Origin of the sequence: Leptotrichia sp. OH3620_COT-345, from assembly GCF_003932895.1 — a bacterium.
Classification (GTDB): domain Bacteria; phylum Fusobacteriota; class Fusobacteriia; order Fusobacteriales; family Leptotrichiaceae; genus Pseudoleptotrichia.
In genome coordinates, this window is the sequence record NZ_RQYW01000008.1 from 1 (window position 1) to 13,283 (window position 13,283).

At 28.8% G+C, this 13,283-nt stretch carries 10 protein-coding genes and 1 CRISPR repeat array; all 10 genes read right to left on the reverse strand.

Going from position 1 to position 13,283, the window contains the following annotated elements; genetic code table 11:
• A CRISPR array of direct repeats spans positions 1–623; the repeat unit is 30 nt; unit sequence ATTTAAATACATCATATGTTTCTATTCAAT.
• A gap of 844 nt (positions 624–1,467) precedes the next feature.
• Complete coding sequence (groL, locus tag EII29_RS05970) at positions 1,468–3,093, reverse strand: chaperonin GroEL (protein WP_125236628.1); 1,626 nt, start codon at positions 3,091–3,093, stop codon at positions 1,468–1,470.
• A 40-nt stretch (positions 3,094–3,133) separates the two neighbouring features.
• Positions 3,134–3,397, reverse strand: coding sequence for a co-chaperone GroES (gene groES, locus EII29_RS05975; protein ID WP_125236629.1), 264 nt, complete (start codon positions 3,395–3,397; stop codon positions 3,134–3,136).
• A 136-nt stretch (positions 3,398–3,533) separates the two neighbouring features.
• Entirely contained in the window at positions 3,534–3,857 is a 324-nt protein-coding gene (locus EII29_RS05980; protein ID WP_125236630.1) for a hypothetical protein, read from the reverse strand.
• Positions 3,858–3,887: 30 nt separating this feature from the next.
• The gene (locus EII29_RS05985; protein WP_125236631.1) at positions 3,888–4,358 is read right to left on the reverse strand and encodes a hypothetical protein; all 471 of its coding nucleotides are present in this window, start codon (positions 4,356–4,358) and stop codon (positions 3,888–3,890) included.
• Positions 4,359–5,007: 649 nt separating this feature from the next.
• Positions 5,008–6,087 (reverse strand): Xaa-Pro peptidase family protein, encoded by a 1,080-nt coding sequence (locus EII29_RS05990; protein ID WP_125236632.1) that lies wholly within the window; start codon positions 6,085–6,087, stop codon positions 5,008–5,010.
• Positions 6,088–6,350: 263 nt separating this feature from the next.
• Complete coding sequence (locus EII29_RS05995; protein WP_125236633.1) at positions 6,351–7,958, reverse strand: NAD(P)/FAD-dependent oxidoreductase; 1,608 nt, start codon at positions 7,956–7,958, stop codon at positions 6,351–6,353.
• A 36-nt stretch (positions 7,959–7,994) separates the two neighbouring features.
• Entirely contained in the window at positions 7,995–9,212 is a 1,218-nt protein-coding gene (locus EII29_RS06000) for an NAD(P)/FAD-dependent oxidoreductase (RefSeq protein ID WP_125236634.1), read from the reverse strand.
• A gap of 155 nt (positions 9,213–9,367) precedes the next feature.
• The gene (locus EII29_RS06005) at positions 9,368–10,588 is read right to left on the reverse strand and encodes a glycosyltransferase family 4 protein (protein WP_125236635.1); all 1,221 of its coding nucleotides are present in this window, start codon (positions 10,586–10,588) and stop codon (positions 9,368–9,370) included.
• Between the two features lie 145 nt (positions 10,589–10,733).
• Complete coding sequence (locus EII29_RS06010; RefSeq protein ID WP_125236636.1) at positions 10,734–11,666, reverse strand: ABC transporter ATP-binding protein; 933 nt, start codon at positions 11,664–11,666, stop codon at positions 10,734–10,736.
• The gene (locus EII29_RS06015) at positions 11,626–13,281 is read right to left on the reverse strand and encodes an iron ABC transporter permease (RefSeq protein WP_125236637.1); all 1,656 of its coding nucleotides are present in this window, start codon (positions 13,279–13,281) and stop codon (positions 11,626–11,628) included. Before EII29_RS06015 ends, EII29_RS06010 begins: the two co-directional genes overlap by 41 nt.
• Positions 13,282–13,283 lie beyond the last annotated feature (2 nt).

The window sequence follows — 13,283 nt, forward strand, 5'->3', positions numbered from 1 at the left end:
ATTTAAATACATCATATGTTTCTATTCAATCTATACATTGTACACAAAGGAAAATTGTGTATACTGATTTAAATACATCATATGTTTCTATTCAATTCTGTCATTAAAAAATCACAATCAAATTAATGACTGATTTAAATACATCATATGTTTCTATTCAATCCCTTTTTTTTGTCTTTTTTTCCATACTATACCTCTATTTAAATACATCATATGTTTCTATTCAATAAACATTGCTCTCATTGATGTCCCAGCTTTAGCCGTATTTAAATACATCATATGTTTCTATTCAATCAAGCTACACTTTAAGGAACACAAAATGCTCGTTAAATTTAAATACATCATATGTTTCTATTCAATCCCTCTAACACTTGCTAAAAAACCATTTTTACCTGATTTAAATACATCATATGTTTCTATTCAATCTTAATTTTATTTTTTTATCAGTCATTAAATCATTAATTTAAATACATCATATGTTTCTATTCAATATAGTATAACTTCCTTATATTTTTCGGTCTTTGCTATTTAAATACATCATATGTTTCTATTCAATCAGCAACAAACAACACAATTTCTTTAGAGTTTCAATGATTTAAATACATCATATGTTTCTATTCAATGCCGATTTATTCTATTATCTCTAATATTTTTTATAAGGAAAAATCTCAATTATATCTGTATTATACACTTTTTTTTCCCAACTAACAACATTTTTTTGAGAATTTATCTTTTCATATTTAAAAATCAGAGTTTTCATATAATTTATACCTCATTAGGTTGGGAATTCAATTTTATAAATAACTTCAAATGCTCATTATTATCTTAATATCTAAAATGTTTATATTATATTCTTCAGACTTTTAAAAATATTACTCATCTCAGTCCATAATTTTATATTCATTTTTAAAAAATAGAAACTTCAATTTTCTATATTAATAATAATACCTTTTCAATAATTTTAAGGATAACAAAAATTTTTATTCATCTTACTCATAAAAATCTAAAATAATTAATAAATATGATTTTTATATCGGACATATTTCTTTTAAACTCAAAAAATCTATTAGCTATTTTAAGAAAAAAAATTATCAAGATTTTCTTTTTATTAAAAATAAAAGTTAAAAACTTTTGGCATTAATTTATTTTACTTTTCTATATGCAAACTAAAAATGATTACATAAAAATTTTATCATTATCTGTATCTAAATCCCTAAAATTATTGTTAATACTTTCCTAAATTATATATTTTATTGTATATAATTTCTTAAAAGAAAATAAATTATACAATCTCTATAAGATAAAAAAAAAATAAAAAATAAGATAAATAGCAAATTCATATTATTATATTTTTGAGATAAATATTAAGAAAAAAGTTTATATTTATACAAACAATTTAAACATATTAACTTAAAAAAGTTGTATTTAATTAAAGATCTACCTTTAACTAATACAACTTTTTATTTCTTACATCATTCCCGGCATTCCCATTCCACCCGGCATTCCTCCACCCATAGGTGCTTCTTCTTTTTCATTTGCAACTGCAACTTCAGTTGTCAGTAATACTGATGACACTGATATTGCATTTTGAATAGCCGATCTTGTGACTTTTGCGGGATCGATTATTCCTGCTTTCACCATATCCACATATTCTTCTTTTGCAGCATCAAAACCTACTTCTGCTTCAGAATTTTTAACTTTTTCCACTACTACTCCGGCATCAAGTCCTGCATTTACAACTATCTGTTTCATAGGTGAGTATAGAGCTCTCTTTACTATTTCCACTCCTAAACCTTCTTCCCCTTCGAGTTTATAGTCTTCTATTGCTTTAGCTATCTGAACAAGTATTGTTCCTCCTCCCGGAACTATACCCTCTTCAACTGCTGCTTTTGTAGCATTTAACGCATCTTCTATTCTCAGTTTTCTTTCTTTCATTTCAGTTTCTGTAGCAGCTCCTACTTTTATAACTGCAACTCCTCCTGATAATTTTGCCAATCTTTCCTGCAATTTTTCTTTATCATAATCTGATGTAGTAGTTTCAATAGTATTTTTTATTTGAGCAATTCTTGCCTGAATATCCTTACTTTCTCCTACACCATCTACGATAACAGTATTATCTTTTGTAATTCTAACTTTTTTAGCTTGCCCTAAAAAGTCTATCTCAGCATTTTCAAGTTTTATACCTTTCTCTTCAGAAATTACTTCTCCACCTGTTAATATTGCTATATCTTCAAGCATTGCTTTTCTTCTATCTCCAAATGCAGGCGCTTTAACCGCTGCAATATTTAAAGTTCCTCTAAGTTTGTTTACTACTAACGTTGCAAGTGCTTCTCCTTCAACATCTTCAGCAATTATAAGCATCGGTTTACCTGTTTCGACGGTTTTTTCAAGTATCGGTAATAACTCCTTCATACTTGATATTTTTTTATCAGTTATAAGAATAAACGGATTATCAAGTTCTACAACCATTCTTTCAGAATCCGAAACCATATAAGGTGATAAATATCCATTATCAAACTGCATTCCTTCCACTACTTCAAGTGTAGTATCAAGAGACTTTGCTTCTTCAACAGTAATTACACCTGATTCTCCCACTTTTTCCATAGCTTGTGCTATTAACTTTCCTATTTCTTCATCAGAAGCTGAAATTGCTCCTACTTGTGCTATTTCATCATTTGATTCTATTTTTTTCGCTCTTTTTACCAATTCTTCGATAACTTTCTTAGAAGCTTTTTCCATTCCTTTTCTTATGAAAACAGGGTTTGCTCCAGAAGCTACCATTTTCAATCCTTCTTTTATTAAAGCTTGAGCCAGTACAGTTGCTGTAGTAGTCCCGTCTCCTGCAACATCATTTGATTTTGTAGCGACTTCTTTTACAATCTGAGCTCCCAGATTTTCAAAAGGATCCTTTAATTCAATTTCTTTTGCAATTGTAACTCCATCATTTGTAATTGTAGGTATTCCATATCCTTTATCTAAAATTACATTTCTTCCTTTAGGTCCCAATGTTACTTTTACAGCATCCGCTAGCGTATCTACTCCCGTTTCTAAGGCTTTTCTTGCTTCTTCGTTAAATTTAATTATTTTTGCCATTTTTTCCTCCTAATTATAATATAAAAACTCTTAATTTTATTTACTCAACTATTCCAAGTACATTATCTATATCTAATATAAGATAATTCTCATCTCCGTCCTTTACTTCAGTTCCTGAATATTTTTCAAAAATTACTTTGTCTCCTGCTTTTACATCTTCAACTTCTTTTCCTATTGCCAGAACTTCTCCTGTAATAGGCTTTTCTTTAGAAACCGTTCCCGGAAGAACTATTCCGCTTTTTGTTACTTCTTCCTGCTCAACCTGTTTTATCAAAACTCTTTTTCCTAAAGGTTTTATTTTCATTGTCTCAATCCTCCTATTATTTTCTTTATTGATGAAAGTCTTTAATTTTTATACTTTCCTTTTGTTTTAGCACTCACTCTGATAGATTGCTAACTATATAATAATATATTTTTTTCTTTTTTTCAAGTCTTTTTTTCTATTTTTTCAAATTTTTTTCAAGAACTGAATACAATATATCAAAACGCCACTGTCTTTCACATTTCATTTCAGAATTTTCAAAATAAAACTTTTCAATAGACGGTATAAAAATCTCCGCAATTTCCCTACTGTTCAACCATAAGTCCATATTCCTGTTAAATTTCTTATTATGAGAAAAGGAATTACGGAAATAAGTATAATTTTCAGTATAGTAATAAGCTATTTCTTCAAAATGAATCAATGTACTTGTTTTCAAAGATTTTTCCTTCCACATATCCATATCCAGTAAATGTTCCGTTTTCAATCCCGACAAATCAAACATAAGAACATATTCCGATATATTTCCGACTGCTCAAGTATCAGGATTAATGTCCAGAAAATCTGAAATAAGTTGTTTTGAAAAGCGATACATAAAATCAAGTTCATTTTTACTCCATACATTTTTCTTTTCAAAATAACATTTATCCAAATTCAAAGAAACATCCATTCTTATATTTTCATTTTGGGCTGTAAATTCAAGTATTTTAGGTAAAAAATGCTTTATTTCAAAACCTGTTTCATCATAATGTACCGCATCAAGATATTCCCATATAAGTTCTCTTGACAGTCTATTTACAGGAATTTCCAATAATTTTTTTACATTTTCCGAGCTTACACAGCAGGGAGTACAGACAGAAAGTTTTCCGTTTAAATCATAAAAAAAGATTTCATATGCTTCCTTTATCAGCTTTTTCATTTCATTGCTTACAAAAATTCCTGCTTTTCCGTTTCCGATACAATCTTCTGATTTTTCGGGTCTTGTTTTAATTTTAAACTTTTTCATTAATTGAAATATCCTTTTTAATATCAACTTTATCTATACTTATAAAATCCCTGTCAGCTCTCCATTTCAATATCGTCTAATACTATATTTTTCTTATACTCTTTTACTTCTTTTGTACCTATTCCCTAATATTATTATCGCTTAATACCGTATTTCTTATTATACTTTACTTACAGGAAATTCATGATTTATTCCTACTCCACCTATAAATTTTCCGCCTGAACATTTATTGAAGCTCCTGTTAGCGTAAGTATATCATAATTTCATATATTTTGTCCTATATATTCATTTATTTTTACTATAAAAAGTTTATAAGGGATAATTGTTGTGTGTTCCAAACTTTTTTGAAAAAAAGTTTGGCAAAAAACTGTCAACACAAATTATTTGTAACTCAAAAACACTCCATTCACTAAAAAATCACAAACTTATTTCACTCAAACAATGACTTTTCTTTACGCTCATTCCCATATTTTTTTCGTTGAAACAATTTAAATGTCGAATTTTCACTTACAATTTCAGTCCCCTTCAATATTCAAATTTTACTGTATGAAAAAATGTGAGGACAATTAAGCCCTCATAAAAAAATTCTTTTCTCAAAAAAATCTAGAAAATTTTTTATTCCAAATCTTTTTCCTAAAAATATTGAATATTAGTTATTTATTATTATAAGTTCTTTATTACTTTTATTTAAAATTTCACATCCGTCCTTTTTCACAACAACATCGTCTTCTATTCTTACTCCACCCCAACCTTCAAAATAAAGTCCGGGTTCTGATGTAACTACCATATTTTCCTTTAATTCTATATGAGACATTCCTGATAAATATGGCAGTTCATGAACTTCAACTCCTATACCGTGTCCTAATCCATGACCGAAATATTGTCCATATCCTTTTTCAGTCAGAAAGTCTCTTACTGTCTTATCCACATTATCGGACATCAAACCTTCTTTTATTGTATTAATACCGAGCATCTGTGCTTCCAAAACAAGATTATATACTTCGTTATGTTTTTTAGTTATATTATTTCCGTAATAAATCGTTCTTGTCATATCCGATACATATCCATTATAATAAGCACCAAAATCCATCGTAATAAATTCTTCTTTCTGTATTTTCTTATCCGAAGCCACTCCGTGAGGCATTGCAGATCTTACGCCGCTTGCTACAATTGTTTCAAATGATTTGTCGTCTGCTCCCATCTTTCTTTGAATATATTCCATATAAGCTGCTATTTCTTTTTCCGAAATCCCCTCTTTTATAATTTTCAGTACTTCACTAAATGCTATATCGCTTATTTCTACTGCTTTTTTAATTAAACTGATTTCCTCATCTGTTTTCACCATTCTTTCCAGTAAAAGTTTATCCCCTATAGGAACAAGGTCTGCTTTAAATATTTCTTTTATTGTTTCATACAATGAAAATGTTACATTTTTATCTTCAAATCCTATTTTTTTAATACCCAGTTTTTCAGCATCTTGTCCTACAAATTTTAACGAACCTCTTGTTGTTTCTTTAAATTCAAATCCCATTTTTGAAACTTCTTCTTCAGCTTGGCTTCTATATCTGAAATCAGAATAAAAATAATTCCCTTTTTTAGTTACGAGAGCTACTCCTGTAGTCCCGGTAAATCCTGTAAAATATCTTAAGTTGTATAAATCTGTCAAAAATATTCCGTCAAGATTCAATTCATTTAAAATTCTCGTTAATTTTTCAGTTCTTTTGTCCATTTTTTTCTCCTTATATTTAATATATTTAATTATTTAATTTTTATTTCAAATCTATATCAATTTTTTTGGGTACTATATTAATTTATACTTTTTTCATCTTAATTAAGATTGTTATTTATATTTAATCTTTGATATCACATTAATTAATTTTATATCAAGTCAATTATCTTTTAAAATAATTATTTATGCCTGATTTTCTTTGACACCTTATTTATAATCTGTCTGTTATACTACATATACTGTATAATATTTCAATCCTGTTCTTACCTTACCGTACTTTTATAATATTTTATTGCAAATTCAGCACATTTTATACCGTCTACCGCTGCCGACATTATTCCTCCTGCATAACCTGCACCTTCTCCACAAGGCATAATCCCTTCAATATTTGAAAAAAATCTTTCATTTCGGAGAATTTTTACAGGTGAAGAGCTTCTACTTTCCACAGCTGTCAGTACTGTATCTTCATTCCCAAAACCTTTGATTTTCCTATCCATAGCTTTTATTCCCTCTTTCAAAGCTTTATTTATATAATCCGGAAAGCACTCATTCAAATTGGCAAATCTATATCCTCCCGCATAACTCGGTTTTATTGAACCTAACTTTTCCGATTTCTTATTTTTTACAAAATCTCCAAACAATTGAACAGGAGCTTTATAATCTTCTCCGCCAAGTTTAAACGCTTTTTCTTCAAGTTTTCTTTGAAATTCGACTCCTGCAAGAACTCCTCCCTGTCCAAAATCCTCAGGATAAACATTTACAAGAACAGCTGAATTGGCATTTTCCAAATTTCTTTTTGAATAACTCATACCATTTACTACAAGTCTTTTTTCTTCACTTGCGGCAGGTACAACCACTCCTCCGGGACACATACAGAAAGTATACACTCCTCTTCCATTTTCAGATTTGATATTCAGCTTATATTCAGCAGGAGGCAGTATATCTGCAAACTTTCCATATTGTGCATGATTAATTACTGATTGCTTATGTTCTATCCTCACACCTACTGAAAAAGGTTTTCTTTCCATTTTTATATTTCTTTCATCCAACATATAAAAAGTATCTCTCGAACTATGCCCTATTGCTAATATGATAATATCTGTATCAATTTCATATTTTTCGGAACTTTCTTTATTTTCATCAATAACTTGAACAACAGCTCCGGTTACTTTATTACTATTTCGATTTATTGATACAAGCTTATTTTGAAACCTATATTCTCCACCCAAATTTTCTATTTTCTTTCTTATATTTTTCATTATTCCTATTAATCTGTCTGTACCCACATGAGGTTTTGACATATACGCTATCTTTTTTTCAGCGCCTGCAAGTATAAACTCACTGTATATTTTTTGCATTCTGAAGTTATTTGTATTCGTAGTCAGTTTGCCGTCGGAAAATGTTCCTGCTCCTCCCTCTCCAAATTGTACATTGGAATACTTGTTAAGCTTTCCTCCTTTAAAAAAATTATATACATCTCTTTGTCTTTTTTCCACACTTTTTCCCTGTTCAATTATAATTGGCTTTAACCCTGCCTCTGCCAGTACAAGTGCCGCAAAAATTCCTGCAGGACCGCTTCCCACAACTACAGGACGCTTCCTATCGTTAAGTTCAATTTTTTCTATAATATATTCCTGTTTTACTATTTCTCTTACATCAGGTAAATTTTTATATTTTTCTTCATCACTCAGTAATATATCCGCTGAATAAACATAATGTACATTATTTTTATTTCTTGCATCTATTGCCTGTCCTGTTATTTCAAATTTCTTAAACTCCATTTCACTTATATTCAGTTTTTTCGCAGCAACCTTTTTTAAATCATCAATATTATGATTAATAGGCATTTTTATATTATTTATTCTTAACATATTTTTCCTTTTCTTTAATTATCACTATTAAAAATTTTATTTTCCTGCATTTTTTCCTGCAGTATACCCTGAAGCCCATGCCCATTGAAGATTATATCCGCCACATTCTCCATATACATCAAGAATCTCCCCTGCAAAATATAGTCCCTTTACTTTTCGAGATTCAAGAGTTTCAGTATTTATTTCATTTAAAGATACTCCTCCTGCAGTTACTTGAGCATTTTTAAATCCCGTTGTTTCCAAAATAGTTACTTTATATTTTTTTAGTATAGTACAGAGTTTTTTTAATTCCGAATCATTCAGTGAATTTACAGGTTTAGAAAGCTTTTCTATTCCTGACATTTTAGACAAAAACTGTCCCAATTTTTTATTTATCATCCCGTTAAAAAACTGCTCCATTGTCAGATGAGAAAGTATTTCTTTTCTTTTTTGAAGTATTACATATAATTCATTATAATTAAACTTAGGCATAAAATCAATTTCAAATTCAATATTTTTATAAAGGGGAAAAACGTAAGAAATATTAAATATCACATTTCCGGAAATTCCATAATCGGTAAAAAGCAGCTCACCGTTATAAGTACATATCTTTTTTCCATTTCCGTAAGCTGTAACTGTAGTATCAACTTTAATTCCCTGTAACCCCTTCACCTGACACTTCTCTACTTTTAACTGTACAATAGAGGGAATAAGCTCTGTTATAGTATGTCCCAATTTTTCAGCTATTTCAAAACCTGATCCGTTTGAACCAAGTTCAGGATAAGACTTTCCTCCTGTAGCCAATATAACTTTGTCCGCTTCTATCTCTCTTTTATCTTCTGAATAAATTCTAAATCCTGAATTTTTTTTTTCGATTTTTCTCACATAAAATTCCGTCTTTATTTCAATTCCTATTTTTTCAGCTTCAAATCTTAAAGAATCAACTACTGATGATGCCTGTCCACTCATAGGATAAATTTTCCCTCTTTTCTCTTCATTACACATAATACCGAGTTCTTGAAAAAAATCCAAAGTATGTTCAGGAGTAAATCTGTCTAGTATATTATTTACTGAATTGATATTTTCTCCGAAATAATTAGATATCGATGCTCCTATATTTGTTATGTTACATCTTCCATTCCCTGTAATTAGCAGTTTTTTTAATACTCTTTCTTTTCTTTCAAGAATTACAACTTTTTTACCTGCTCTTCCTGCTGTAATTGCTCCAACAAATCCCGCAGCTCCCCCTCCGATAACTGCTATTTCAGTCTTCATAATATTCTCCGTTATTTTTTAATTAGTCATTTATTTTTTAAATACCGTTATTTTTTATTAATACGATGCACAATAATTATTTTATGAACTTCCACATATTTTTTTACTTAAATTCTTAAATTTTTCAAAATTTATATTACTTGTTTTAAATACCGTTATTTTTCACTTATAATTTTTAATAATATTTCTATCTTTGATTTCCATGAATTTTTTCTTATTTCTTCAAGTAATTTTTCATCAATTTCCCTTTTTTCCAAAGACTTTTTCATCTGTTTTTCAACTCCTTTTACAAGGCGTTTTACAAAGTCGGGCTTTTCAGCTTCTACAGCCTTATCTGTATCGTATATTGTAGGCATATCTATATATTCTATTATCCCTGAATTATTGATTTTATCTCCAAGAAGTTCTATCAGTCCTGCAATATTTGTAGTCACTGCTCGAAGTCCGCTTCCCAGTGCTTCTACTGCTATCAGTCCCAATCCTTCAAAATATGAGGGAAGAATAAATACATCCTTTTCCCTCATAACCTCAGCCACCGCCTGTTGATTCGGAAGGTTGTATATTTCTATATTTTTTATTCCTTTTACTGCATTTTCTATTTCTTTCCTATTTTCATCTTTAACTGCACCTACTAAAGTCAATTTTACATCTTCTCTTTTCTCGGAAATTATTTTAAAAGCTTTTATTAATTCATAAAATCCTTTAGCCTGATCAAATTTTCCTATGTAAAGAAGTTCAATTTTATCTTTCTTTTCATATTTTTTAGGAGGATAAAACAGTTTTTCATTATATCCTGCACCTAAATTAAATATTTTGTTTTTATCATACTTATAAATCTTTACTATATCATCTGTTTGTAAATCACTTAAGGAAAATATCATATTAATATGTTCAAACCCTGAAACATACTTTTCTTTCATAATTCTATTTTTCTCAGCCTGTCTTAAATCAGTGTTATGACATATCGCAAAAATCTTTTTATCTTTAAAAATCTCACATACTATAGAAGTAAGTATCCATAAATGATGGGTAATTATTATGTCAGGATTGAATTCTTTCTTTGCCTGTCTCAGTTTTTCTGTAAAAACCTTTCTCCACAACTTTATCATATTTTCAGACATTTCTGAATAAAGTGTATTTTCATAAGGCATTATGTCACTCATTCCTACTATGGGAAAAGGAAGATTTTCATTCTGAAATACAACTTCATACTGTTTTTCCTTTTTCAATATATTTATATCATATTCTTCTGTAGTTCCATACAGACATGTCTGTTCGATATTCCCGTAATTTTTCAATTCCTCAATGACATTTGTAAAATATACTCCGCTTCCTGTTTTTTGAGGTAACTGTGCTATTACATGAAGTATTCTCATTATAACATCTCCGTTTCTTTTATATCTTTAATTTTTTATTTATAAATTATTTAAAATCGGACTTATTTATTTTATAAACTGCTCAATACACTATATTTCTGATTTTAAACTTATTTCGGTGTAAATTTCCTTTTGGTTTTTAAGCTTAATACATACTTTCCTTATAATTGATATATAGAACATCTCCTTCTTTTCTTATTTCTCCCGAATTCATTTCCATCAAAACGAAGCTTTCTCTTTCTTCAGTTTCTACAATATATTCTATTAATGCTCCTTTAAAAACAGCTTCTTTTATAACCGCCTTTTTCCCTGACTTTTCATATATTTTTATTTTTTCGGGTCTGATATACTTTCTGTCGTTAAGCTTATTTGATTTTCCCATAAACTCAAGGACAAATTCATTAACAGGATTATTGTATAAATTTACAGGACTATCATTCTGTTCTATTTTTCCTTCATTCATTAAAATTACTTTATCGGCAATACTGAAAACATCTTCCTGATCATGAGTAACGAGAATAACGGTCATATTAAAATTATTTACAAGATTCTTCAGTTCTTTTCTCATACTTCCTCTTAAATTTCTATCCAGATTTGAAAAAGGTTCATCCATTAAAATTATTTCAGGATTTATTACAATACTCCTTGCAAGAGCAACTCTCTGTCTTTGTCCTCCTGATAATTCATGTATTTCTCTTTTTTCAAATCCTTTTAATCCCACATCCTGAATTATCTGCATTGCTTTTTCTTTTCTTGCCTTCTTGGAAATTTTTTTAAACTTTAAACCATATTCTATGTTTTCCAGAACATTTTTATGCCTAAAAAGCCCATATGATTGAAAAACTGTAGCAATATTCCTTTTTTCAGGACTGAAATACGTTATATCTTTACCGTCCAGTATTATTTTCCCTTTGTCAATTTTTATAAATCCGCCTATTGCATTTAATATTGTTGTTTTCCCACATCCTGAAGGTCCCAGTATACAGAGTATTTTCCCTTTTTCCAAAGAAAAAGTCACATTCCGAACAACCTCTTTCTTATTGTATGATTTTGTCAGATTTTTTATTTCCAGAAACATACTTCCTCCTAATTTTTAAAAATATGTTCATAGATGAAAACAATACATTAAAACTGAAACATATTACTATTATTATTAGTGCTATTACAGATGCAATATTATATTTTCCGCTGTTTATAGCATCAAACATTACAAGTGTCAAAACTTTCTGATTCGGACGAACTAAAAAAATTATTGTTCCTACTGTAGTCATTATACCGTTAAAATTATTCATCATACTTACTATAAATTTTTCAACTGAATTGGGAAGAATTATATCTTTAAAAATATAAAATTCTCCTGCTCCTAAATCTTTTCCGCTTAAAATTTCACTTTTATCAATATCTCCCATACTTACACCAAAAATTTTAATTGAAAAAGGAAGTTGCCTGAAAGTCATATTCAATATTACTATTAATGAAGTTCCTGTTATCTGTAAAGGATAATCATTAAAAGCAAGAATATACCCTATCCCAAAAAAAATTCCCGGGAATATATAAGGCATAGTACCTATAAAATCAAAAATCTTTAACATACTCTTATTTCTTATAATAATATAATACTGAAGAAGCATTCCCAGAACACTCCCCGAAAAGGCTCCTATAAGAGAATAATATACACTTCTGAATACAGTTTTATCAATATAATCCCCTATTTCCGCAAAATGTTCAAATGTAAAATACATTTTCCCTTTCCGATAGTCGGTAAAAGCGGATAAAATAATCGAACCGTATTGTAAAAACAGAAAAAATAGAAATAATAATGCCAAAAAAGCGATAAAATAAAAAATTTTCCCTTTTTTTTCTAAAAAAAATTCTGATATATCTGATTTTTCTATATTTTTTTCAATTATCTTTAAATTTTTCATATAAAAAACAAAAATAAAAAGCACAGGTATACAAAGTAAAATATTCATTGCAGATGCTTTTAATACATTTCCCTCGGAAATAAATGTAATATAAGATTCTGAAGCAAGAGTTTCAAATGCCCCTCCTATAATCAGAGGAGTTGAAAAATCCGATATACTTCTTATAAAACTCAAAATAGCAACTGTTTTTATACTCGGAAACAGTTCAGTCAGCAAAATATCAGAAATAATATTGCCGGTTTCCGCTCCAAAAGAACGGGCACTGTTTATCTGAGCCTTATCTATATTATCTAAAGAAGATATTATTATTAAACTTCCCAATGAAATCAAACCTATACTTTGCATAAGAACTACTCCGTATAACCCATATGCATCAAATGACAAATTTAAAATTTCATGAGTTATAAATCCGCGTCTTCCAAATAATTTTATATATGCAAGGGAAGAAACAAAAGGAGGTGAAATCATTGTAATCATTAAAATAAAAGAAATAATTTTTCTACAAACACAACCGTAAATGTAACAGAAAATCCCTATTGAAACAGATACCACAACTGTAATAACAGTAGTGAAAATCCCCGTATAAAGAGAATTATAAAGTAAAATGTTTCCGTCTGATAAAAATTGAAATCCTTCTAAAGTAAAATATCCCTCATAAAAAAAACCTGAAATAAAAATTTTTAAAAATGGAAATAATATGAAACAGATTATTAAGAAAATTATTAGTAATAATATGGGAATATCTGCGAATTTTAAAATTTTTTTCATAA